Source organism: Nocardiopsis sp. NPDC058789 (genome assembly GCF_042745575.1).
GTDB lineage: Bacteria > Actinomycetota > Actinomycetes > Streptosporangiales > Streptosporangiaceae > Nocardiopsis > Nocardiopsis eucommiae.
This window is the reverse complement of record NZ_JBHYOW010000013.1, coordinates 1-23,447: the sequence shown is the minus strand read 5'-3', so window position 1 is coordinate 23,447 and position 23,447 is coordinate 1. Positions and strand designations below refer to the sequence as shown.

The following is a 23,447-nucleotide window of genomic DNA, read 5'->3' as shown; positions in this document are numbered from 1 at the left end:
CGACCACGTCGAGCGCGGTCCCCGGAGTTCCTAGGGGACCAGGAGCACCTTGCCCAGCACACGGCGGCCCTCCAGGGCGGCGTGCGCCTCGGCGGCCCGCTCCAACGGCAGGGTCAGGCCCACGTGGGGGCGCAGGTGTCCGGCCCGTGCCTCCTCCAGGGCCAGACGGGTCAGGTCGCTCCGGTCCGTGCCCGACCGAGCCCGCATCGCGTCCAGGCCCAGGGTGGTGATCCCGCGCCGGGCGGCCTCCCGCGCGTCGATCTCCGCGAAGGAGCCTCCGGCCGTCCCGTAGCTGAGGAACCGGCCTCCTTCGGCCACCGCCCTGAAGGACGCCGACCCCAGCGCACCGCCGGCCCCGTCGATCACCACGTCGGCCCCCGTGTCACCGGTGACTTCGAGCACCCGGTCGCACCAGTCCGGCTCCGCGTAGTCCACGACCTCCTCCGCGCCCAGGGACCGTGCCAGCGCCAGCTTCTCCGGGCCCCGGGCCGCGCCGATCACCCGTGCTCCCGCGAGCCGGGCGAGCTGCACGACCAGGCTGCCCGCGCCGCCGGTGGCGGCCAGGACCAGGACCCAGGTGTCCGGGGTGAAGCGGGCGGCCCGCTCCAGCATCATCGCGGTCGCGCCGTCGACCATGAGCGCCAGGGCGTCGAGGGGGCGCAGCTCCCCGGGAACCCGGACCAGGCCCTCCGCCGGAACCGCGACGCGGTCGGCGTATCCGCCGTCGTCGGTGCGGGTGAGGACACGGACGCCGATCCAGGCGGGGTCCGTGCTGGGCCCGACCTCCGCGACCCGGCCCACCACGCTGCCCCCGGGCACGTAGGGCGGGGTCTGGGGGAAGTGGTCGCGGGCCGCGCCGCCGCGGATCAGGGTGTCGAGGTAGATCACGTTCGCCGCCCCGACCTCGACCAGCACCTCGCCGGGGCCGGGTTCGGGGTCGGGGAGCTCCCGGGCCACCAGGACCTCGGGGCCGCCGAACTCGTCGACTCGAACCGCGCGCATGTCCACCACTCTCCTCGTGCGGGGTTCCTCCCTCGCAGGACCAAGCATTGTTCCTCAACCAATATTTAGGTCAAGGGCCGTCTCGGGACCGTCAGGAAAGGGGAAACCGCCGCGCACGGGGCACGGCGGTGGGGGAGGGGCGGTCAGACCGCGACGTGGGAGAGGGCGCTCGGGTGACGGCGCAGGAAGCCCTCGATCGACTGCGCCGGATGGCCGGTCAGGTCGGGCACGACCGGCGAGACCACGTCCATCTCCCCGGCGGCGATCGCCGCGTACGAGGAGGCCCAGCCCTCGATCTCCCACTCCGCGGCCCCGCTCGGGCGGCGCGATTCCAGGGCCTCCTGCCAGGTCTCGGGCACGTACCGGACGCTCCGGCCGGTCAACCGGCCCAGCTTCTCCACGGTCGCGCCCACCGACAGCGCCTCGGGTCCGGTCACGTCGTAGGTCGCCTCCTTCGAGGCCGCCACCACCGCCGGGTCGGTCAGCACCGCCGTGGCCACGTCCGCCACGTCGTCGCGCGAGACCCACGCGATCCTGCCCTCACCGGCGGGGCCGCGCACCACGCCCTGCTCGTCCACCCAGCGCGGCAGCAGGTCCAGGTACAGGCTCGGTCTCAGGAACGTGTGCGAGACACCGGTGGACCGGATGTGCGCCTCCGTGTAGAAGTGCGTGCGGGCGAACGTGAACGTGGACGCCGGACCCGCGCCGAGGAACGACAGGTACACGATCCTCGACACCCCGGCGCTGACCGCGCCGTCCACGGCGCTCAGGTGCGCCTCCACCCGGTCCTCGGACTCGGTGGCCGAGACCAGGAAGAGCGTGTCCACGCCGCGGCAGGCCTTCTCGAAGGCGGCCGTGTCCTCGTAGACCGCCATCGCCGCGCTGCTCTCCGGGTACTCCGGCGCCCGGTTGATGTCGCGCACGATGAGGCGCTGCGCCAACCCGAGCCGCGCGATCCGGGCGGCCACCCGCCCGCCCAGCGCACCGGTGGCCCCGGTCACCCCTATGGTGTGGTTTGTCATGTGATCGTCGCCCATGGAAACCCATCCTGGGGTACGACCGGCCACCGGCCGCTGATCGGCGCGCCCGTTTTTGCGCCCCCCGGTCAGGGGCTGGTGCGCTCTTGGTGCTCGTCGGCCGCGGGCGGTCCGGCGGGCGCCGTGACCGCCGTGGACGGACGCCGGTACGACAGCCTGCGCAGCAGGACCTCGGCCGGTCCCCGCCGCCCCGCGCGTTCCAGCGCGTAGGCGCCCGCCACCGTGACCAGCCACACCGCCACCGCGTACAGGAACATCGTCCACGAGGACATGTACGCGGCCAGCCCCAGGCCCCACGCGGCCAGGATCGGCGCGCAGAGCACGGACTGCGCCAGGTAGGCGCTCATGGAACGCTTGCCGGTGGCGGTCAGGGCGGTCACCACGACCCCTCCGGTCCGGCGCGCTCCTGGAGCCGGTGTGCGACCAGCGCGATCAGGGCGACGTACCCGAGACCGCCGAAGAGGCCGGTCAGCATGTGCGGGAAGGTGAGCATCAGCCCCTGGTCCCCGGTGAGGTCGAGGACACCGACCTGCGCCAGGGCCTCGGGGAGGCCTCCGACCCAGCCGACGCCGATCCCCACCACGGCCACCCGGCGCAGTGTCCGCAGGTGCGAGCCGGGCTCCTCCAGGAAACGGCGGCGCGCGGCCCAGAAGCCGAGCAGGATCGCGGTGGGCACGACCAGGCCGAGCAGCCCCTGTCCGATGCTGACCAGCGGCCAGTTCAGCAGCCGGTCCGTGGCGGCCGAGAGAACGGACGGGTCACCGATGTTGCCCGCCATCTCGTTCATGTCGAGGCCGCCCGCGCCACCGTCGGACTCACTCACGAAGGGCAGAGCCAGGAGGCTGAGCGCGCTGCCCACCGCCATCAGGAAGGTCAGCACCGCGCTCCACACGACCAGGGTCACGTCCCTGCGGCGGAAGAACAGCCAGCCCAGGACCAGTCCGGCCACACCGTAGGCACCGAGGATGTCGCCCATCCACAGGAGCAGGGCGTGGACGAAACCGAAGACGACCAGCCACAGGTTGCGGCGGCGCAGCAGGGCGTTCACGCTCCTCACGTCGGCCCCGGCCGCCTCCTGCCGCCGGGCCAGCTGCATCATGCCGTAGCCGAAGAGGAACGCGAACATCGGGTAGCTGCGCATGTCCACGGCCATGACCGTGAAGAACTGGGCGACCGAGTCCAGGGCGCCCTCGGGGGCGGGGTGCACGGTCAGGCCGTCGCTCGGGGACGCCCACAGGTACCAGACCGAGTTGGCCAGCGCGATGAACAACAGCATGAAACCGCGTGCGAGGTCGGGCGCGAGGGCCCGGTCCGTGGTGCCGGTCGGCCCGAGCACGGGGGTCTGTCTGGACAAGGGAGGACTCCGGTATCGAGATGTATCGTGTTCTCCGATTCAACCCGGAACCAGACAGAGCGCGCAACGGGATTCAGGTAGGAGAAAACCCCCGAAGTCGCCAGGGGTGACCCCTAGGGGCTTCGGGGGTGAGCGTCGGAACGGGTCGCCGGACCCGGGCCGGTGCGGGCTCAGTGCGAGCGTCGCGTCGCGGCCACCACCAGGTCACCGAGCGGGCCACGGGCCTCCGCGTCCACCTCGGGGCTCTCCAGGGCGGTCAGCGCCCGGTCGGCGTACTCGGAGACCATCGACTCGCAGGTGGCCAGCGCCCCCGAGGACTCGATCAGGGCGCACATCCACTCCACGGCGTCCACACCGAGGTCGGGCGTGCCCAGCAGGTTCCCGAAGCGCTCGGCGTCGGCCGCGCCGGACCGGGCCAGGGTCTCGGCCACGACCAGGGTCCGCTTGCCCTCGCGCAGGTCGTCACCGGCGGGCTTGCCCGTGGTGGAGGGGTCACCGAAGACCCCGAGCACGTCGTCGCGGAGCTGGAAGGCGATGCCCAGGGGAATGCCGTAGTCCGTGTAGACCTCGGCCAGCTCCTCGTGGCGCCCGGCCAACGCGGCGCCCAGGTGCAGCGGACGCTCCACCGTGTACTTGGCCGACTTGTAGCGCATCACGCGCAGGGCGGCCTCACGGGTGGCGGTGCCCCGGACCTGCTCCAGGGTGTCCAGGTACTGTCCGGCCATCACCTCCGTGCGCATCGCGTCGAAGGGGCGCCTCCCGGCCTGGAGCGTGTCCGGGGAGAAGCCGCTGGCCTGGTACATCTCGTCGGACCAGGCCAGACAGAGGTCACCGATGAGGATCGCGGCCCCCTCGCCGAAGCCGTCGCTGTCACCGTTCCAGCCGTGGTCGGCGTGGAGCGCGGCCATGCGCCTGTGCGTGGCGGGCCGTCCGCGCCGCGTGTCGCTGTTGTCGATCACGTCGTCGTGGACCAGTGCGCACGCCTGGAGGAACTCCAGGGAGGCGGCGGCGCGCACCATGCGGTCGTCTCGGTCGGCGCCGCCCGCGCCCCGCCATCCCCAGTAGGCGAAGGTGGGCCGCAGGCGCTTGCCCGCGGAGACCATGACCTCCAGGGAGTCCATGGCCGGTGCCAGTTCCTCCCCGATCTCCAGGAGCCGTTCGCGGTGCGAGGCGCAGAAGGAGGAGAGTTCGCGGTCCACGTCGGAGCGGATGACGGACACGGCTGAGGAGGCTGAGGAAGATGTGGAGACGGCCATACCCTGCACATTAGCGGCTGGTCCGCGTGCGGTTGCCCCGGATCGGGGGATGGGGATCAGGTTCCGGGGGAGAGGCCGAATGAGACCCCTTGTTCCCAAAATGAGAGACAGTGTGTACTCGTGTGCCAATTGTTGTCTCACATTCTGGGAAATGGAGGAGAGTTTCACTTTCGGTCTCAGAAAGTGGGACGGGGTGTCCGGTCTCGAGGGGGTCTCGCCTAAGGTTGGAGTCATGTTGGCTGCACCGACCCGCCCCGTGGCGCCCCGAACCCCGGCTTCCAGGCCGCGTCATATCCGTGACCTCCTCGACTCGGGCGAGCCGATGTTCTCCTTCGAGTTCTTCCCGCCCCGCAACGCCAGGGCCCAGGAGCGGCTCTGGCGCGCGATCCGTGAGATCGAGGCCCTCGGCCCGTCCTTCGTCTCGGTCACCTACGGTGCCGGAGGCGGCACCCGCGACCTCACGGTGGAGACCACCGAGCGCATCGCCACCGACACCACGCTGATGCCGGTCGCCCACATGACCCTGGTGGACCACTCCGTCGCGGAGCTGCGCCACCTCATCGGCCGTCTGGCCGACGCGGGCGTGTCCAACATGCTCGCGGTGCGTGGCGACCCGCCCGGTGACCCCGACGGCGACTGGGTCCAGCACCCCGCCGGGCTCACCTACGCCGAGGAACTGGTCCGGCTCCTCAAGGAGAGCGGCGACTTCTGCGTCGGCGTGGCGGCCTTCCCCTACAAGCACCCGCGCTCGGCCGACGTGGAGACCGACACCGACCACTTCGTGCGCAAGTGCGAGGCCGGGGCCGACTACGCGATCACCCAGATGTTCTTCGACGCCGAGGACTACCTGCGCCTGCGCGACCGGGTGGCCGCGCGCGGCTGCGAGGTGCCGATCATCCCCGAGGTCTTCCCGGTGGTGAAGCTCGCCTCCATCCCGCGTTCGGAGAAGCTCTCCGGTGCCCCGTTCCCGGCCGCGCTGGCCGAGCGCTTCCGGCGGTTCGGTGACGACGAGGAGGCGGTGCGCGCCTTCGGGATCGAACACGCCCAGCGCATGTGCGAACGTCTGCTCTCCGAGGGCGCGCCGGGCATCCACTTCATCACGTTCAACCAGTCCACGGCCACCAGGGAGATCTACCGCGAGGTCGCCGGGAACCGGGTCCGAGGAGCGGAAGCCGCGCGGCCATGATCGAGAAGGGCTGGTCGGGGGAGCCGGGGAACGAGAAGGACTCCAGCACCTCGACGAACCCGCACGAACGGTAGAGGTGGCGCGCCGCGGTGGGTCCCGTGCGCGTGGACAGCACCGCGGTCCGCTCCGGCCTGCCCGCGCACAGGGCGTGCAGGAGGGAGCGGCCCACGCCCCGGTTCTGCGCGTCCGGGAGCACGTGGACCTCCGCGATCTCCAACGGGTCGGCCAGGTACCGGCGCACGTGTCGTGACCGTCCGTGCAGGCGCAGCGCCTCGATCACGACGTCGTGCCACCACTGGCCCTCGTGGCCATGGAAGGCGTAGGCGAAGCCGAGGGGCCGATCGCCCTCCAGGGCCACCACCGATCCGAACCCGGGGTAACCGGCGTGGGAGGTCATCACGGCGGCCCGTCCGGGGAGCTGGTCCGGCGGGGGCCGCATGGCCGCCTCGTAGACCTCCAGCAGGGCGGGTACGGCGTGCGTGAACGCGGGGGGAGCGAGTGCGCGTAACTCGGTGTGGGCTGACACGCCCCCACACTAGGCCGTGCGCGTCGGTCACCGCTGGTCCTCGCCGTGCCGCCGTGCGCGCCGCTCCTTGACGAGTCCCCCGGAGGGAGTGTTAACTGTCCTCTGTCGAACACGAGTTCGACTGGCTCCGCCGGCTGGTCCGGTGGGGCACGGCGCGGCCGGGTCGGGGAGGGGAAGCCCCTGCCCGGCCGCGCCCGCACTCCCACGTGTGTCCGGCCCTCCCGGGTCCGGACACACGGAAGGCCGGGTGTTCCCCTGGGGGAACGCCCGGCCTTCTCCCGTTCCGGGAGGTCCCGGAACCGGAGACTCCTAGAAGGCGTCGACGGCGCGACGGGCCTCGGGGTCGAGGACGCCCCAGTTGATGAGCTCCTCGGTCAGGTCGCCAGGCGACTTGTCGTAGATGACCGCGAGTGAGCGCAGGTCCTCCTGGCGGATGGACAGCACCCGCCCGTTGTAGTCGCCCCGCTGGCTCTGGATGGTGGCGACGTAGCGGGAGAGCGGACCGGCCTTCTCCTGCGGGAGCTGCTGCATGCGCTCCAGGTCGATCACCAGCTTGGGTGTGGGACCCAGCGGGGTGGGGGCGGCGCCGCCGGGCAGCAGCTCCGACATCGGCACCCCGTAGAAGTCGGCCAGTTCGGCCAGCTTCTGCACGGTGACCGCACGGTCACCGCGCTCGTAGGAGCCCACCACGACGGCCTTCCAGCGTCCGTGGGACTTCTCCTCCACCCCGTGCAGGGACAGGCCCTGCTGGGTGCGGATGGCACGCAGTCGCGCGCCGAGGGACTTGGCGTATTCGGATGGCATCTTCTTGTCGCTCCCGGCCGTGACGGTGGCTGGCGTGAGTGGGGAGACGTCCGCTCGTACTCGGCGGGCCGCCTGGGCGGTCCAGCGGATGGTCACGGGGTGCAACCCCACCCGGTAGTGGTTACAGACAGTGACGGTAGAGGGGTGCTGGTGTCCAGGTCAAGCCGTTGGTGTGAAACGCGACTAATCAGTGGCCAAACCGTGCGTAGGTGAGACGCCTCTCATTTTGGGAGGAGTAGGGGTGAGTGGTGCGTCTTCCGGGGGCGGAAAGCCCGCTCCTACAGGGAATTTCGCGTTTCGCCCGAATGGTGTGCAAATCCGGAGTGTCATGATACGGATACTCTTAGCTGGGCAATCTTCGAGAGTCTTTGTGATCAGCATCACATCGCTGGTCTCGGAGCGTGGAACGTGCCCGGGGGTCCCGCCGTCCGCGCTGGTAGCGTGGCCCCGATCGACATCCTTTAACGACCTGTTCTGTGAGGCAGGGAAGGGGTCACTACTTTGCGTGCGCGAAAACCAACCAGCGGTGAGGGTACTGGTGTCCCCTCGCCCTCACCCGAGGTACCGGAGACACCCGACGTACCCGAAGGCACCAGAGCCGTCCTCGACGGCAACGAGATCAACCGGGCACTGACCCGCATCGCCCACGAGGTGCTCGAACGCACCAAGGGCGGCGAACACGTCACCCTCCTGGGCATCCCCTCACGCGGCGTACCGCTCGCGGAGCGCCTGGCCCGGCGGATCGAGCGGGTCGAGGACCTCAGCGTCCCCCACGGCTCGCTGGACATCACGATGTACCGCGACGACCTGCACCTGGCACCCGCCCGCGCCCTGGGCCGGACCGCGATCCCCGCCGGGGGCCTGGACGACCGCGTGGTCGTCCTCGTCGACGACGTCCTCTTCTCCGGCCGCACCGTCCGGGCCGCCCTCGACGCCCTCGGAGACCTCGGTCGCCCCCGCGCGGTCCAGCTCGCCGTCCTCGTCGACCGGGGCCACCGCGAACTCCCCATCCGTGCCGACTACGTGGGCAAGAACCTGCCCACCTCCCTGCGCGAGAGCGTCACGGTCCAGCTGACCGAGACCGACGGCCAGGACGGCGTGCTCCTCGGCCCCGCCCGCCCGTCGCCCCTCAAGGCAGGCCTGCGGCCCGGTTCCTCCCAGCCGTCGCACTCCACCCCGCGGGCCGGTTCCACCGCGCGCTCCGGAGCCCAGACCCCGGCCGACACCAAGGAAGGGGACGCCTGATGCGCCACCTGCTCTCCACCGGCGACCTCAGCCGCGACGAGGCCACGCTCATCCTGGACACGGCGGCCGAGCTGGCCCAGGTCGGGGACCGCTCCGTCAAGAAACTCCCCACCCTGCGCGGGCGCACCGTGGTCAACCTCTTCTACGAGGACTCCACCCGCACCCGCACCTCCTTCGAACTGGCCGCCAAGCGCCTGTCCGCCGACGTCATCAACTTCTCGGCCAAGGGTTCCAGCGTCTCCAAGGGCGAGAGCCTCAAGGACACCGCGCTCACCCTCCAGGCCATGGGCGCCGACGCCGTCGTCATCCGGCACGGAGCCTCCGGTGCCGCCCACCGCCTGGCCCACTGGGTGGACGGATCCGTCCTCAACGCGGGCGACGGCACCCACGAACACCCCACCCAGGCACTGCTGGACGCCTACACCATGCGCGACCGCCTGGGCCGGCTCGACGGCCTGCGCGTGGCCGTGGTCGGGGACATCCTGCACAGCCGGGTCGCCCGCTCCAACGTGCTGCTGCTCACCACCCTGGGCGCGCACGTCACCCTGGTCGCGCCGCCCACCCTGCTGCCGGTCTCGGTACACACCTGGCCGTGCGAGGTCTCCTACGACCTGGACGACGTCCTGCCCAAGTCCGACGTGGTCATGATGCTGAGGGTCCAGGCGGAGCGCATGCGCGACTCCTTCTTCCCCTCCGTACGCGAGTACAGCCGCAACTACGGGCTCGACGGAGAGCGCCTGGGCCGGATGCCCTCCGACGCGATCGTCATGCACCCCGGGCCGATGGTCCGGGGCATGGAGATCTCCGCCGAGGTCGCGGACTCCCCGCGCTGCACCGTCACCGAGCAGGTCGCCAACGGTGTCAGCCTGCGCATGGCCGTGCTCTACCTGCTGCTCGGCGGCTCCTAGGAGCTCCGCGCCCGCTCCCGGCCTCCGCGCCCGGGCCGACCGTCCGGAAGGACGGACCCCCACCGGCGCCCGAGCGCCCGAGGACGCCGCCGAGGCGGGCCCGGGGTGGGGCGCGACGCCGCCCGGGCCACCCACGAACTTCACGAAACACGAGAAAGCCGACACCTTCATGCCCGAAAACACCGGACCGCACCTGATCAGGGGAGCCCGCCCGCTCGGCGGAGACCCCGTCGACCTGCTGTTCGTCGACGGCCGGATCGCCGCGATCGGCCCCGACCTGGAGGCCCCCGAGGACGCCCGGGTCGTGGACGCCACCGGCCTGGTCGCCCTGCCCGGACTCGTGGACCTCCACACCCACCTGCGCGAACCCGGCCGGGAGGACGCCGAGACCGTCGCCTCGGGCTCCCGCTCGGCGGCCATGGGCGGCTACACCTCCGTGCACGCCATGGCCAACACCGACCCCGTGGCCGACACCGCCGGTGTGGTCGAGCAGGTCTGGCGCCTGGGCCGCGAGGCCGGGTACTGCGACGTGCGCCCCGTCGGCGCCGTCACCGTCGGACTCGCCGGTCAGCAGCTCTCCGAGATCGGCGCCATGGCCGACTCCGCCGCCCAGGTCCGGGTCTTCTCCGACGACGGCATCTGCGTCTCGGACGCCCTGCTCATGCGCCGCGCCCTGGAGTACGTCAAGGCCTTCGACGGCGTCATCGCCCAGCACGCCCAGGAACCGCGTCTGACCGAGGGCGCCCAGATGAACGAGGGCTGCGTCTCCGACCGCCTCGGCCTGCCCGGCTGGCCCGCGGTCGCGGAGGAGGCGATCATCGCCCGCGACTGCCTGCTCGCCCAGCACGTCGGCTCACGCCTGCACGTGTGCCACGTCTCCACCAAGGGCTCGGTGGACATCATCCGCTGGGCCAAGGAGCGCGGCTGCGACGTCACCGCCGAGGTCACCCCCCACCACCTGCTCCTCACCGACGACCTGGTGGAGGGCTACGACCCGATCTACAAGGTGAACCCGCCCCTGCGCACCGCCGAGGACGTCCAGGCCCTGCGCGAGGGACTGGCCGACGGAACGATCGACATCGTCGCCACCGACCACGCCCCCCATCCGGCGGAGGCCAAGGAGACCGAGTGGTCCAACGCCGCCATGGGAATGGTCGGTCTGGAGACCGCGTTGGCGGTCGTGCAGCGCACCATGGTCGACACCGGCCTGCTCACCTGGACCGAGGTCGCGGACCGCATGTCCACCGCGCCCGCCCGCATCGGCCGGGTCGGCGGGCACGGCCGTGAGCTCGCCGTGGGCGAGCCCGCCAACGTCGTCCTCTACGACCCCGCCTCGCCGGTCGACGTCGACGGCGCGGCGATGGTGACCAAGAGCGACAACACCCCCTTCCGGGGCATGACCCTGCCCGGACGGGTCCGCGCCACGTTCCTGCGCGGGGTGCCCACCGTCCTGGAGGGGAAGATCAATTGAGCACACAGAACGCAGTGAACGCCCAGGTCATGCCTGGTGCGACAGAGGGGGGAAACGTGTCCGAGGAGACCGGCGGTCCGGCGATCCTGGTGCTTGAGGACGGTCGTGTGTTCCACGGCCGCTCCTTCGGCGCCACCGGCGAGACCTTCGGGGAGGCCGTCTTCAACACCGGTATGACCGGCTACCAGGAGACCCTCACCGACCCCTCGTACCACCGCCAGATCGTGGTGATGACCGCCCCGCACATCGGCAACACCGGGGTCAACGACGACGACCCCGAGTCCGGCCGGATCTGGGTGGCGGGCTACGTCGTCCGCGAGCCCGCGCGCATCCCCTCCAACTGGCGGGCCGAGCGCACCCTCGACGAGGAACTGCGCCGCCAGGGCGTGGTCGGCATCGCGCTGACCGGCACCCGCGCGCTCACCCGCCACCTGCGCGACCGGGGCGCGATGCGCGCGGCGGTCAGCAGCGTGGAGACCGATCCGAAGGCGCTGCACGCCCGCATCCTGGAGCAGCCCCGCATGGCCGGTTCCGACCTGGCCGTCGAGGTCAGCACCGACGCCGCCTACGAGATCCTGCCTCCCCAGGGCGTCGAGACCCGCTTCCACGTGGCCGCCGTCGACCTCGGCATCAAGGCCATGACCCCCCAGCGGCTGGCCGAGCGCGGGTGCAGGGTCACCGTCCTGCCCGCCACGGCCACCGCCGAGGACATCCTCGCGCTGGACCCGGACGGCGTCTTCTTCAGCAACGGCCCCGGCGACCCCGCCACCGCCGACCGCTCCGTCGACGCCATGCGCGGGGTGCTGGACGCGGGGAAGCCGCTCTTCGGCATCTGCTTCGGCAACCAGATCCTGGGCCGCTCCCTTGGCCTGGGCACCTACAAGCTGCCCTTCGGCCACCGAGGCGTCAACCAGCCGGTCATCGACACCCGCACCAAGAAGGTGGCGATCACCAGCCAGAACCACGGCTTCGCCGTGGACGCCCCGCTCGACGCGCCCTTCGACACCCCCTACGGCCGGGCCGAGGTCAGCCACATCGGCCTCAACGACCAGGTCGTCGAGGGTCTGCGGCTGCTGGACCGACCCGTGTTCAGCGTCCAGTTCCACCCGGAGGCCGCCGCCGGCCCCCACGACGCCGCTGAGCTCTTCGACGAGTTCGTCGACCTGATGTCCGCCCAGCCCGCACCGGCTGCCAAGTAGTAGAGGAACAGAGCATGCCGCGCCGTAGTGACCTTTCATCCGTCCTCGTGATCGGCTCCGGCCCGATCGTGATCGGGCAGGCGGCCGAGTTCGACTACTCGGGCACCCAGGCCTGCCGTGTCCTGCGGGCCGAGGGCCTGCGGGTCATCCTGGTCAACTCCAACCCGGCCACGATCATGACCGACCCGGAGATCGCCGACGCCACGTACGTCGAGCCGATCACCCCCGAGATGATCGAGAAGATCATCGCCAAGGAGCGCCCCGACGCGCTCCTGCCCACCCTGGGCGGACAGACCGCGCTCAACGCCGCCGTCGACCTGCACGAGGCCGGGATCCTGGCCAAGTACGACGTCGAGCTCATCGGCGCCAACATCGACGCCATCCAGTCCGGCGAGGACCGCGAGATCTTCAAGGGCATCGTCGAGCGCATCGGCGGCGAGTCCGCCCGCTCGCGCATCTGCCACACCCTCCAGGAGTGCCTGGACGCGGCCGAGGAACTCGACTACCCGGTCGTCGTGCGCCCGTCCTTCACCATGGGCGGCGCCGGTTCCGGCTTCGCCCACGACGCGACCGAGCTCCGCCGCATCGCGGGCCAGGGCCTGGCGCTCTCCCCGACCACCGAGGTGCTCCTGGAGGAGTCCATCCTCGGCTGGAAGGAGTACGAGCTGGAGCTGATGCGCGACACCAACGACAACGTCGTGGTCGTCTGCTCCATCGAGAACCTCGACCCCATGGGCGTGCACACCGGTGACTCCATCACCGTGGCCCCCGCCATGACCCTCACCGACCGCGAGTACCAGAAGCTGCGCGACATCGGTATCGCGGTCATCCGCGAGGTCGGCGTGGACACCGGCGGCTGCAACATCCAGTTCGCCGTCCACCCCACCACCGGCCGGGTCATCGTCATCGAGATGAACCCCCGCGTGTCCCGCTCCTCGGCGCTGGCCTCCAAGGCCACCGGCTTCCCGATCGCCAAGATCGCCGCCAAGCTCGCCGTCGGCTACACGCTGGACGAGATCCCCAACGACATCACCAAGGAGACCCCGGCCAGTTTCGAGCCCACGCTCGACTACGTGGTCGTCAAGGTCCCCCGCTTCGCCTTCGAGAAGTTCCCCGGCGCCGACCCCACCCTCACCACCACCATGAAGTCGGTGGGCGAGGCGATGGCCATCGGCCGGTCCTTCCCCGAGGCGCTCCAGAAGGCCATGCGCTCCCTGGAGAAGGCCGGGGTCGGTCTGACCTGGGCCGGGAACCCCGGCGACAAGGACGAGCTCCTGCGCCGCTCCGTCCAGCCCACCGAGCACCGCCTGCGCCAGGTCCAGCAGGCCCTGCGCGCCGGAGCCACGGTCGAGGAGCTGCACGAGGCCACGAAGATCGACCCGTGGTTCCTGGACCAGATGCTGCGCCTGGAGGAGATGGCCCGCGTCCTGGCCACCGCGCCCAAGCTCGACGCCGCCCTGCTCCGCGAGGCGAAGGGCCTCGGCTTCTCCGACGTCCAGATCGGTGAGATCACCGGACGGACCGAGGACGTCGTCCGCGAGCTCCGCCACGCCCTGGGCATCCACCCCGTCTACCTGACCGTGGACACCTGCGCGGCCGAGTTCAGGGCCGCCACGCCGTACCTGTACTCCAGCTACGACGAGGAGACCGAGGTCCCCACCGGAGACCGGCCCAAGATCATCATCCTGGGCTCGGGACCCAACCGGATCGGTCAGGGCGTGGAGTTCGACTACTCCTGCGTCCACGCCTCCTTCGCGCTCTCCGACGCCGGGTTCGAGACCGTCATGGTCAACTGCAACCCGGAGACCGTCTCCACGGACTACGACACCAGTGACCGGCTCTACTTCGAGCCGCTCACCCTGGAGGACGTCCTGGAGGTCGTGCGCGCCGAGCAGGCCGCGGGGCCGGTCGTGGGCGTCATCGTCCAGCTGGGCGGCCAGACCCCGCTCGGCCTGGCCCGCCGCCTCAAGGACGCGGGCGTGCCCATCATCGGCACCAGCCCCGAGGCCATCGACCTGGCCGAGGACCGGGGCGAGTTCGGCCAGGTCCTGGCCGACGCCGGACTGCCCGCGCCCAAGTACGGCATGGCCTACTCCTTCGAGCAGGCCAAGGCCGCCGCCGACGAGATCGGCTACCCCGTCATGGTCCGCCCGTCCTACGTGCTGGGCGGCCGGGGCATGGAGATCGTCTACAGCGAGCGGATGCTCGCCGACTACATCGAGCGCAACGCCGAGGTCAGCCCCGAACACCCGGTCCTGATCGACCGCTTCCTCGACGACGCCATCGAGATCGACGTCGACGCCCTCTACGACGGCAAGGACCTGTACCTGGGCGGCGTCATGGAGCACATCGAGGAGGCCGGCATCCACTCCGGCGACTCGGCGTGCACCCTGCCCTCCATCACCCTGGGCAGCGAGGACATCGAGCGCATCCGCTACTCCACCGAGGCCATCGCGCGCGGTACCGGGGTCCGGGGCCTGCTCAACGTCCAGTACGCGCTCGCCTCCGGCGTCCTCAACGTCCTGGAGGCCAACCCGCGCGCCTCCCGCACGGTCCCGTTCGTCTCCAAGGCCACCGCGGTTCCGCTGGCCAAGGCCGCCGCCCGCGTCATGGCGGGGAGCAGCATCGCCGAGCTGCGCGCCGAGGGCATGCTGCCCGCCAAGGGCGACGGCGGCGACCTGCCCGCCGACGCCCCGGTGTCGGTGAAGGAGGCCGTGCTGCCCTTCAACCGGTTCATCAACAAGGAGGGCGAGGGCGTCGACACCATCCTCGGCCCCGAGATGCGCTCCACCGGCGAGGTCATGGGCCTGGACACCGGGTTCGGCCCCGCCTACGCCAAGTCCCAGCTGGCGGTCAACGGCACCGTGCCCACCCAGGGCAAGGTGTTCGTGTCGGTCGCCAACCGCGACAAGCGCTCGATGATCTTCCCGGTCAAGCGCCTGGCCGACCTCGGCTTCGAGATCCTGGCCACCGAGGGCACCGCCGTGGTCCTGCGCCGCAACGGCGTCCTCGCGACCGTGGTACGCAAGCACAGCACGGGCACCGGCCCCAACGGCGAGCCCACCATCGTGCAGCTCATCCACGACGGTGAGGTCGACCTGATCGTCAACACCCCGTTCGGCAGCGCGGGCCAGTCCGGCCCGCGTCTGGACGGGTACGAGATCCGGACCGCCGCCATCGCCCGCGCGGTCCCCAGCGTCACCACCGTGCAGGGCCTGGCCGCCGCCGTCCAGGCGATCGAGGCCCGTGTGCGCGGCGACGTCGGGGTGCGGTCCCTCCAGGAGCACGCCCAGTCGCTCACGGAGAGCCGCCGGAGCTCCTAGGCTGTAGCAGTCCGGGTACCGCCAGGGTTCTGCAAGACGAGTCGAGCCGTCGGCGAGGAACGAGCCAGGCGTGGACGAGGATGAGGAATCCCTGGCTGTCCGGGTACCCGGACACGGGCTGAAGCGGAGCGGAGGCCCACAGCAGGCGCAGTCCGGGTGCCGCGGATCGTCGCGGCACCCGGACAGTGAAGCCCAGTTCCAGAGAGGCCACCACCAGACATGAGCGACCACGGACCGGTGCAGACCAGGTGCCCCGTGCTGAACGTGCGCAGGGTGGACGCCTACTACGCCATCACCGTCGTCGCGCCGGGTATCGCGGAACGGTTCCGTTCCGGCCAGTTCGTGTCGGTGGCGGTCGGCGGGGACCACTCCAGCACGCTGTTGCGCCGCCCCTTCGCGATCCACGACGTCAAGCCCGACTACGGTGGGACCGTCGAGTTCCTGTTCGCGGTGCGCGGCACGGGGACCGCCTGGCTGGCGGAGAGAAGATCACGCGACCTGCTCGACGTGGTGGGTCCGCTCGGGCGGCCCTTCCCACTGCCGCGTGATCCGGTCAACTGCGTCCTTGTGGGCGGCGGGTCCGGGAGCGCGCCGCTGTTCCCGCTCGCGCAGTCGCTGCGCAGGCGCGGCTGCCGCGTGGACTTCGTGCTGGGCGCGGCCTCCGCCGACCGCGTGTTCAGCGCCATCACCGCCCGTCGCGTCGCCGAGACCGCGACCTTCACCACCGACGACGGCTCCTTCGGCACCCGGGGGAGGGTCACCGACGTCCTGGGCCGCGTGATCGAGGACTCCCGATCGGACGCGGTGTACGCCTGCGGCCCCATGCCGATGCTCCGGTCCGTCACCCAGGTGGCGGGGGAGCACGGGCTCCCTGTGCAGGTCGCGGTCGAGGAGACCATGGCGTGCGGGATCGGGGTCTGCATGACCTGCGTGATCCCGGTGGTCGGGGAGGACGGCATCACCCGCATGGTGCGTTCCTGCGTGGACGGGCCGGTGTTCCGAGGCGAGCAGGTGCGCTTCGACGACGTCGGGTCCATCCCCTTCGACGCCCTGGGCGCCCCGGGGTGGAAGGGGTCCAGCGCGGCCCGCGCGGCGGAGTCGGCCCGCGACATCGCCTGACACATCAGAGCCACGAGAGGCCCGGTGCCGAGCGGCGCCGGGCCACGAGCGAGCGAAGGCCAGTGAACGCAGACCTCAGGACCAGGCTCGGCTCCCTCCGACTCCCGAACCCGGTGGTCACCGCCGCCGGTTGCGCGGGCTCGGGGCGTGAGCTGTCGCAGTTCTTCGACATCGGGGAGATCGGCGCGGTCACCACGAAGTCGTTGATGTCGGAACCGCGCGCGGGCAGACCCGCGCCGCGCATGGCGGAGACCCCCAGCGGGATGCTCAGCACCACGGGCCTGCAAGGCCCGGGGGTGGACGTGTTCCTCCAGCGGGACCTGCCCTGGCTGCTGGCGCGAGGAGGTCGGGCGATCGTCTCCATCGCGGGGTCCGGCGTGGGCGAGTTCGGTGAGCTGGCACGGAGGGTCTCCGAGGCGGAGGGGGTGGGCGCCATCGAGGTCAACCTCTCCTGCCCGAACCCCGCCGACCCCGTGGGGCGGCACTTCGCGGACGACGCCGCCCAGGCGGCGGTGATCGTGCAGACGGTGCGCTCGCACGCGCGCTCGGACGTTCCGGTCCTGGCCAAGCTCTCCGCCGACGTCCCCGACGTGGTGGAGCTGGCCGGAGCCTGTGTGGCGGCCCGCGTCGACGGTCTGACCATGATCAACACCCTGCGGGGGATGAGCGTGGACACGCGGACGCTGCGCCCGGCGGTGGCCGGGGGGATGGGCGGGCTGTCCGGCCCGGCGATCCGCCCGCTGGCGGTGGGGTGCGTCTACCGGGTGCACGAGGCCTTCCCGGAGGTGCCGATCGTCGGCGTCGGCGGGGTGCGCACCGGCACCGACGTCCTGGAGTTCATGGCGGCGGGCGCCAGCGCGGTGGGGGTGGGGACGGTCAACTTCTCCGACCCGTCGGCGTGCACGCGGATCCTGCGGGAGTTCACGGAGGCGCTGGAGGCGCGCGGGGTCTCCAGGGCCTCGGACGTGGTGGGGGCCGCCCATCGCGCCGGAACGGGTGTGTGACCACCCGTTCACGCGCCAACAGTGCCCTGACCGGCCTGAACGGCCCTGAGATGGCTCTGTGTGGCCGAACGCGTGCTCCGGGGATACGTGGGTGGGTTCGCGGAGAACGTGCGCCTACGTCCGCTTGAGTGGCCGTTACGGGGAAGTGACGCGGGTAGGGCGCATGAAGCGGCCGATCCGGGGAACCGCACACCTTGGTGGTGTGCACATGACAGCGAACGTGCATCGGCCGATGCGTGTGTAAGCACGGGCGTAAGTACGGACGTAAGGCACGAACGGAAGTATTCCGGCACCGGTGCAGCACCGGTGGCACACGAGGTGCAGCACCGGTGGCACACGATTGGAGATACCGACATGACCGCGCACTCCGCGCCCATCGCCGTCGCGATCGACGCGAACGAGATCGAGACGGCGGCCACCTGGGCCTCCGCGGTCGCGCCGCACGTGAGCACGGTGAAGGTGGGGCTGGAGCTGTACCTGCGCTACGGCCCCGACGTGATCAGCGCCGTGCGCGGCGCCAACCGTGTCGGGGTCTTCCTCGACCTGAAGCTGCACGACATCCCGGCCACGGTCGCCGGGGCCGCGCGCTCGGTCGCTGGGCTGCGTCCCTCGATCCTGACCGTGCACGCCTCCGGGGGAGCGGACATGGTCCGCGCCGCGGTCGAGGCGGCGCCGGACACCAGGATCGCCGCGGTCACCGTGCTCACGTCCATGAACGAGGCGGACCTGGAGCAGGTGGGGCTGCTCGGTCCGTCGCGGGACGCGGTGCGGCGCCTGGCCGTGCTCGCGGTGGGCGCGGGCGCGCGGGCGCTGGTCTGCTCGCCCCAGGAGGTGGCGCTGGTCCGTGCGGAGGTGGGGCCGGACGTCACCCTGATCACCCCGGGGGTCCGCCCGGCCGGGGCGGACGTCGGTGACCAGTCGCGGGTCGCCACCCCGGAGGCGGCGATCGAGGCCGGGGCGGACCTGCTGGTCATCGGACGACCCATCACCCGCGCCCCGGACCCGGGCGCGGCGGCGGCCTCGATCGCGGCGGCCGTGCGGAGGGCCGGGGGTCGTGTCTGAAATCAGGGAGGGGCCGGGGCGGGGCGGCCGTGGGCTGCCCGGACACGGCGCAGGTGAGAGCAGGACAGTCCCATTTGTCGCATCTGTCCCATCACTCACAGTTGTGGATCACGGACGGTCACCAATTAGGCGTGTCCAAAACTAGGAATCCATGGCGAAGAGTGACCCGAGTCACCGCAGGGTGACCTGCGCAGGTGGTGCGCTTTCCCAGCTCGGCAATCGGGACCAAAGTCCTGATTTTCGTGTCCGACCGCAATTGGATCGTCACTCAGGGTAGTTCCTTCGATGAAATAGCCCTTGAAAGGGCACTTTACGTTGCCTAACAGGGGTCAGACCTACTAACTTGCGCAGGCGTCCGCCCTCTACAAACGAGTAGAAAACCGAGGTGACCCGGCGTGGCCCTTCCTCCCCTCACACCCGAGCAGCGCAGCGCGGCTCTTGAGAAGGCCGCCAAGGCCAGAAAAGAGCGTGCGGAGGTCAAGAACAAGCTCAAGAACGGCGGCATCTCGCTGTCCGAGGTCCTCTCCAACGGCCTCAAGGACGACGTCATCGGCAAGATGAAGGTTTCGGCTCTGCTGGAATCCCTCCCCGGTGTCGGCAAGGTGCGTGCCAAGCAGATCATGGAGCGGCTCAACATCGCTGAGTCGCGCCGTGTCCGAGGCCTCGGCACCAACCAGCGTGCCGCCCTCGAGAGCGAGTTCGGCGACCTCACCAAGTAACACCGGTCCGGTGGCGACACCGGCCAACACCGCCCCCGACGCGTCCCCCACAGTCGCGCGGAGCCGCCGCACCAGTGGCCACGGCACGCGGTGAGCAACAACCCGACGCCACGGTGTGGCGGGCGGGTGGGCCCCAGGTCACACCCCGTCCGCCCCACCGTGGCTCGGTGATATAAAGGGAGCTTCCCGCGACCGTACGCTGCGCGCCAGCGCGCCAGCACGAGCCGCCCGCGCGGTGCGCGCCGGACCACCGGGTCCGGCCCCGGCAGCGCTCACGAGGCCCACGGCCCACCGCGTGGCGGAGAGCCGAATGGAAGCCTGATACTCACATGCCTGCGCAGACCGCAGACCAGACCCGACCGGCCGAGAAACGACTGACCGTCCTGTCCGGCCCCTCCGGCGTGGGAAAGAGCACGGTCGTCGCCCACCTGCGCCAGGTCAACCCCGACGTGTGGCTCTCGGTGTCGGTGACCACCCGCGCCCCCCGACCCGGCGAGCGCGACGGGGTCCAGTACCACTTCGTCACCGACGAGGAGTTCGACCGCCTCGTCGCCGAGGACCAGCTCCTGGAGTGGGCCCAGTTCGCGGGCAACCGCTACGGCACCCCGCGCGGACCCGTCGAGGAGCGCCTCAGCGAGGGGATCCCCGTGCTGCTGGAGATCGAACTCCAGGGAGCGCGCCAGGTCCGCGAGTCCATGGACGACGCCCTGCACGTCTTCCTCGCCCCGCCCTCGTGGGAGGAGCTGGTCCGCAGGCTGACCGGCCGCGGAACCGAGTCCGACGACGTGATCCGGCGCCGCCTGGAGGTCGCCAAGGTCGAGCTCGCCGCCGAGAAGGAGTTCGACACCACGCTCGTCAACACGTCCGTGCAGGAAGTGTGCGACGAGCTGCTAGCGTTGATGACAGCGCCCAAGGTGTGATAACGGGTGCGTATCGGGCCGCGCCGCACTCCGGCAGCGGCCGCGTCCGCCCCGTTTCCGGGCCCCAAGAACCTTTCTGTCCAACCCGTGTCACGGCTTCCGACGGAGCCGCAGACCGTCCCTGGAGGTAACGAAGTGGCTGGTACCGAGCCCGTCGCCGAAGGCATCACCAACCCGCCGATCGACGACCTGCTGGAGTGCGTCGACAGCAAGTACAGCCTGGTCACCATGGCCTCCAAGCGGGCCCGCCAGATCAACGCCTACTACGCCCAGCTGGGCGAGGGCCTGCTGGAGTACGTCGGCCCGCTGGTCGAGACCCAGGTCCAGGAGAAGTCCCTCTCCATCGCCCTGCGCGAGGTCAGGTCCGGCCTGCTCACCGCCGAGCCGTACGAGGGCACCTGAGCCGCGCCCCACACGGGCACGCCCCCTCGGGGGCACCGACCGCGCCCGTCGCACCCCCGCCCGGGGCGTGCGGCGGGCGCGGCCTGGTAGAACTCCATGTGTGAGTGACACAGATTCCGTTCCCCAGGTGGTCCTCGGCGTCGGCGGGGGCATCGCCGCCTACAAGGTGTGCGAGCTGCTGCGCCGACTGACCGAGTCCGGCCACCGAGTCCGGGTCGTGCCCACCGCCGACGCCCTGCGCTTCGTCGGTGAGCCCACCTGGGCCGCCCTGTCCGGCCAGCCCGTCGCCACCGGCGTGTGGGACGAGGTCCACGAGGTCCCGCACGTGCGCATCGGCCAGTCGGCCGACCTGGTCCTCGTCGCCCCGGCCACCGCCAACCTCCTCGCCAAGGCCGCCGCCGGACTCGCGGACGACCTGCTGACCAACACCCTCCTCACGGCGCGGTGCCCGGTGGTGTTCGCCCCCGCGATGCACACCGAGATGTGGGAGCATCCCGCCACCCAGGCCAACGTGGCCACCCTGCGCTCGCGCGGCGCCGTCGTCCTGGACCCGGCCGTGGGCCGCCTCACCGGCGCCGACACCGGCCGTGGACGCCTGCCCGACCCCGCCGAACTCTTCGAGGCCGCCCGTCTGGTCCTGCGTCGGGGCGCCACCCGCTCCGACCTCGCGGGCCGACGCGTGGTCGTCTCCGCGGGCGGCACCCGCGAGGCCATCGACCCCGTCCGCTTCCTGGGCAACCACTCCTCGGGCCGTCAGGGGTACGCCCTCGCGCGCACCGCCGCCGCCCGGGGCGCTGACGTGACCCTGGTGGCGGCCAACGTCTCCCTGCCCGACCCCGCCGGGGTGCGCCTGGTGCGGGTGGAGTCGGCGGTGGAGCTGGCCGAGGCCATGGAGACGGAGCGCGCCGGGGCCGACGCCGTGGTGATGAGCGCCGCCGTGGCCGACTTCCGCCCGGTGACCAGCGCCGCCTCCAAGATCAAGAAGTCCGGGGACGCCCCGGCACCGATCGAACTGGTGGAGAACCCCGACATCCTCGCCGGCCTGGTGGCCTCGCGGGCGCGGGAGCACACGGAGCAGACCATCGTCGGGTTCGCCGCCGAGACCGACGACGTCATCGCCAACGGCCGCGCCAAGCTGGCCCGCAAGGGGTGCGACCTGCTCGTGGTCAACCAGGTCGGCGGCGGCCGCGCCTTCGGCACCGAGGACAACCAGGCGACGGTGCTCGGTTCCGACGGGAGCGCCGTGGACATTCCCACAGGGCCCAAGGAGGACCTCGCGGACCGCGTCTGGGACCTGGTGGTCGAACGGCTGCCGGGATGAGGGTCACCGTCGCGGAGGGAACTCCCGACGTACAGTGCGATCCGGGGGTCCGTCGCCGTTCCGTCGGCAAAACTTCCGCTCGGCGCGCTGGATTCCTACCGCTGAGTACGACAGACTCATTCGGGTGCCGACGAACGGCTGAGGAGGCCCGCCGCCGCGCACCCGCCCCCACCAGTCCCGTTACAGTGGACCGATAACCAACCGCGTCGGTCGGTATTGCCGTCCCGACACATGTCAGCCAGCAGCCGCTGCAAGGAGTCACGCAACGTGTCCCGCCGCCTTTTCACCTCCGAGTCGGTCACCGAAGGCCATCCCGACAAGATGGCCGACCAGATCAGTGACGCGATCCTCGACGCGATGCTCGCCACCGACCCCGGCAGCCGGGTCGCGGTCGAGACGCTGATCACCACGGGTCAGGTCCACATCGCGGGTGAGGTCACCACCCAGACCTATGTCGACATCCCCGCGATCGTGCGCGAGAAGATCCTCCAGATCGGCTACGACTCGTCCGCCAAGGGTTTCGACGGTGACTCCTGTGGGGTCAACGTCTCCATCGACGCGCAGTCCCCGGACATCGCCCAGGGCGTCGACACCGCCTACGAGGCGCGCGTCGAGCACGAGGACGACGTCCTCAACCGGCAGGGCGCCGGCGACCAGGGCCTCATGTTCGGCTACGCCAACCGTGAGACCCCCGAGCTCATGCCGCTGCCGATCAAGCTGGCCCACTCGCTCTCCGAGCGCCTGTCCGAGGTCCGCCGCAACGGCACCGTCCCCTACCTGCGCCCCGACGGCAAGACCCAGGTCACCGTCGAGTACGAGGGCCAGACCCCGGTCCGCCTGGACACCGTCGTGGTCTCCAGCCAGCACTCGGCGGACATCAACCTGGAGGAGATGCTGACCCCGGACATCCGGGAGCACGTCATCGAGCCCGTGGTCGCCGCCTACGGCCTGGACGCGGACGACTACCGCCTCCTGGTCAACCCGACCGGTCGCTTCGAGATCGGTGGCCCGATGGGCGACGCCGGTCTCACCGGCCGCAAGATTATCGTCGACACCTACGGCGGCTACGCCCGCCACGGCGGCGGCGCCTTCTCGGGCAAGGACCCGTCGAAGGTGGACCGTTCCGCCGCCTACGCCACCCGCTGGGTCGCGAAGAACATCGTCGCCGCTGAGCTGGCCGAGCGCGCCGAGGTCCAGGTGGCCTACGCGATCGGCAAGGCCCACCCGGTGGGTGTGTTCATCGAGACCTTCGGCACCGAGCGGGTGGCGCCGGAGCTGATCGAGAAGGCCGTCAAGGAGGTCTTCGACCTGCGTCCGGCCGCCATCGTGCGCGACCTGGACCTGCTGCGTCCGATCTACTCCAAGACCGCCGCCTACGGTCACTTCGGCCGTGAGCTGCCGGAGTTCACCTGGGAGCGCACGGACCGCGCCGCCGCGCTGCGTTCGTTCGTCGGCGTCTAGGAGACGCACCGGTACCGAGGGCGGGTGGCCAGGGGCCCCCCCCCCCCCGTGTGGTGCGGGTGGAAACAACCGCAAGCCGTACGCCCCCGTTTGGTTATATGTGTTTATAAATATTTTAAGAAAGTAAA

19 protein-coding genes and 1 pseudogene are annotated in these 23,447 nt (G+C 71.0%); 14 read left to right on the top strand and 6 right to left on the bottom strand.

What is annotated here, in order from left to right:
- Positions 1-30: 30 nt before the first annotated feature.
- The 4 genes and pseudogenes from ACFW3L_RS19680 to ACFW3L_RS19665 form a co-directional block, all read right to left on the bottom strand.
- Entirely contained in the window at positions 31-1,002 is a 972-nt protein-coding gene (locus tag ACFW3L_RS19680; protein WP_378742516.1) for a zinc-binding dehydrogenase, read from the bottom strand.
- A 143-nt stretch (positions 1,003-1,145) separates the two neighbouring features.
- On the bottom strand, positions 1,146-2,039 hold the full coding sequence (locus tag ACFW3L_RS19675) for an SDR family oxidoreductase (protein WP_378742514.1): 894 nt from the start codon (positions 2,037-2,039) through the stop codon (positions 1,146-1,148).
- Positions 2,040-2,107: 68 nt separating this feature from the next.
- Positions 2,108-3,393, bottom strand: a pseudogene (locus ACFW3L_RS19670) (DUF418 domain-containing protein).
- Positions 3,394-3,563: 170 nt separating this feature from the next.
- On the bottom strand, positions 3,564-4,649 hold the full coding sequence (locus ACFW3L_RS19665; protein ID WP_378742512.1) for a polyprenyl synthetase family protein: 1,086 nt from the start codon (positions 4,647-4,649) through the stop codon (positions 3,564-3,566).
- 256 nt (positions 4,650-4,905) lie between these two features.
- On the opposite strand from ACFW3L_RS19665, the gene metF reads away from it, so the two are divergent.
- A complete protein-coding gene (gene metF, locus ACFW3L_RS19660; RefSeq protein WP_378742834.1) occupies positions 4,906-5,835 on the top strand; it encodes a methylenetetrahydrofolate reductase [NAD(P)H] in 930 nt (309 codons plus the stop codon).
- On the opposite strand, the gene ACFW3L_RS19655 is transcribed toward metF, so the two are convergent.
- Positions 5,753-6,361, bottom strand: a complete 609-nt coding sequence (locus tag ACFW3L_RS19655; RefSeq protein WP_378742510.1) for a GNAT family N-acetyltransferase — start codon at positions 6,359-6,361, stop codon at positions 5,753-5,755. The two genes, metF and ACFW3L_RS19655, sit on opposite strands and share 83 nt — an antisense overlap.
- A gap of 309 nt (positions 6,362-6,670) precedes the next feature.
- The gene (locus ACFW3L_RS19650; RefSeq protein ID WP_013154123.1) at positions 6,671-7,165 is read right to left on the bottom strand and encodes a transcriptional regulator; all 495 of its coding nucleotides are present in this window, start codon (positions 7,163-7,165) and stop codon (positions 6,671-6,673) included.
- Positions 7,166-7,666: 501 nt separating this feature from the next.
- Here ACFW3L_RS19650 and pyrR point away from each other — a divergent pair.
- The 13 genes from pyrR (at position 7,667) to metK (ending at position 23,319) form a co-directional block, all read left to right on the top strand.
- The gene (pyrR, locus tag ACFW3L_RS19645) at positions 7,667-8,410 is read left to right on the top strand and encodes a bifunctional pyr operon transcriptional regulator/uracil phosphoribosyltransferase PyrR (RefSeq protein WP_378742508.1); all 744 of its coding nucleotides are present in this window, start codon (positions 7,667-7,669) and stop codon (positions 8,408-8,410) included.
- Positions 8,410-9,318: an aspartate carbamoyltransferase catalytic subunit gene (locus ACFW3L_RS19640; protein ID WP_378742506.1), complete on the top strand. Its 909-nt coding sequence runs from the start codon at positions 8,410-8,412 to the stop codon at positions 9,316-9,318. Before pyrR ends, ACFW3L_RS19640 begins: the two co-directional genes overlap by 1 nt.
- 169 nt (positions 9,319-9,487) lie before the next feature.
- Complete coding sequence (locus ACFW3L_RS19635; RefSeq protein ID WP_378742504.1) at positions 9,488-10,789, top strand: dihydroorotase; 1,302 nt, start codon at positions 9,488-9,490, stop codon at positions 10,787-10,789.
- Positions 10,790-10,845: 56 nt separating this feature from the next.
- A complete protein-coding gene (carA, locus tag ACFW3L_RS19630; RefSeq protein ID WP_378742502.1) occupies positions 10,846-11,988 on the top strand; it encodes a glutamine-hydrolyzing carbamoyl-phosphate synthase small subunit in 1,143 nt (380 codons plus the stop codon).
- A gap of 14 nt (positions 11,989-12,002) precedes the next feature.
- Positions 12,003-15,311: a carbamoyl-phosphate synthase large subunit gene (carB, locus tag ACFW3L_RS19625; protein ID WP_378742500.1), complete on the top strand. Its 3,309-nt coding sequence runs from the start codon at positions 12,003-12,005 to the stop codon at positions 15,309-15,311.
- 219 nt (positions 15,312-15,530) lie between these two features.
- On the top strand, positions 15,531-16,430 hold the full coding sequence (locus ACFW3L_RS19620; protein WP_378742498.1) for a dihydroorotate dehydrogenase electron transfer subunit: 900 nt from the start codon (positions 15,531-15,533) through the stop codon (positions 16,428-16,430).
- Positions 16,431-16,492: 62 nt separating this feature from the next.
- On the top strand, positions 16,493-17,434 hold the full coding sequence (locus tag ACFW3L_RS19615; protein WP_378742496.1) for a dihydroorotate dehydrogenase: 942 nt from the start codon (positions 16,493-16,495) through the stop codon (positions 17,432-17,434).
- 354 nt (positions 17,435-17,788) lie between these two features.
- Entirely contained in the window at positions 17,789-18,496 is a 708-nt protein-coding gene (pyrF, locus tag ACFW3L_RS19610) for an orotidine-5'-phosphate decarboxylase (RefSeq protein ID WP_378742494.1), read from the top strand.
- Positions 18,497-18,891: 395 nt separating this feature from the next.
- Positions 18,892-19,215, top strand: a complete 324-nt coding sequence (gene mihF / locus ACFW3L_RS19605) for an integration host factor, actinobacterial type (RefSeq protein WP_017546565.1) — start codon at positions 18,892-18,894, stop codon at positions 19,213-19,215.
- Between the two features lie 329 nt (positions 19,216-19,544).
- Positions 19,545-20,135 carry a guanylate kinase gene (gene gmk / locus ACFW3L_RS19600; protein WP_378742492.1) on the top strand — a complete coding sequence of 197 codons (591 nt, stop codon included), beginning with the start codon at positions 19,545-19,547 and terminating at the stop codon, positions 20,133-20,135.
- A 135-nt stretch (positions 20,136-20,270) separates the two neighbouring features.
- Positions 20,271-20,537: a DNA-directed RNA polymerase subunit omega gene (gene rpoZ, locus ACFW3L_RS19595; RefSeq protein ID WP_017576780.1), complete on the top strand. Its 267-nt coding sequence runs from the start codon at positions 20,271-20,273 to the stop codon at positions 20,535-20,537.
- A gap of 127 nt (positions 20,538-20,664) precedes the next feature.
- Positions 20,665-21,858, top strand: coding sequence for a bifunctional phosphopantothenoylcysteine decarboxylase/phosphopantothenate--cysteine ligase CoaBC (gene coaBC / locus ACFW3L_RS19590; protein WP_378742832.1), 1,194 nt, complete (start codon positions 20,665-20,667; stop codon positions 21,856-21,858).
- Between the two features lie 267 nt (positions 21,859-22,125).
- Positions 22,126-23,319, top strand: coding sequence for a methionine adenosyltransferase (gene metK, locus ACFW3L_RS19585; protein WP_378742489.1), 1,194 nt, complete (start codon positions 22,126-22,128; stop codon positions 23,317-23,319).
- Positions 23,320-23,447: the final 128 nt, after the last annotated feature.

Bases quoted from the DNA above. Each gene is read 5' to 3' on its own strand.
- carB (WP_378742500.1), top strand. From the start codon at position 12,003: ATGCCGCGCCGTAGTGACCTTTCATCCGTCCTCGTGATCGGCTCCGGC.
- pyrF (WP_378742494.1), top strand. From the start codon at position 17,789: ATGACCGCGCACTCCGCGCCCATCGCCGTCGCGATCGACGCGAACGAG.
- gmk (WP_378742492.1), top strand. From the start codon at position 19,545: ATGCCTGCGCAGACCGCAGACCAGACCCGACCGGCCGAGAAACGACTG.
- ACFW3L_RS19650 (WP_013154123.1), bottom strand. From the start codon at position 7,165: ATGCCATCCGAATACGCCAAGTCCCTCGGCGCGCGACTGCGTGCCATC.
- ACFW3L_RS19640 (WP_378742506.1), top strand. From the start codon at position 8,410: ATGCGCCACCTGCTCTCCACCGGCGACCTCAGCCGCGACGAGGCCACG.
- ACFW3L_RS19620 (WP_378742498.1), top strand. From the start codon at position 15,531: ATGAGCGACCACGGACCGGTGCAGACCAGGTGCCCCGTGCTGAACGTG.
- ACFW3L_RS19680 (WP_378742516.1), bottom strand. From the start codon at position 1,002: ATGCGCGCGGTTCGAGTCGACGAGTTCGGCGGCCCCGAGGTCCTGGTG.
- ACFW3L_RS19665 (WP_378742512.1), bottom strand. From the start codon at position 4,649: ATGGCCGTCTCCACATCTTCCTCAGCCTCCTCAGCCGTGTCCGTCATC.
- ACFW3L_RS19635 (WP_378742504.1), top strand. From the start codon at position 9,488: ATGCCCGAAAACACCGGACCGCACCTGATCAGGGGAGCCCGCCCGCTC.
- ACFW3L_RS19675 (WP_378742514.1), bottom strand. From the start codon at position 2,039: ATGGGCGACGATCACATGACAAACCACACCATAGGGGTGACCGGGGCC.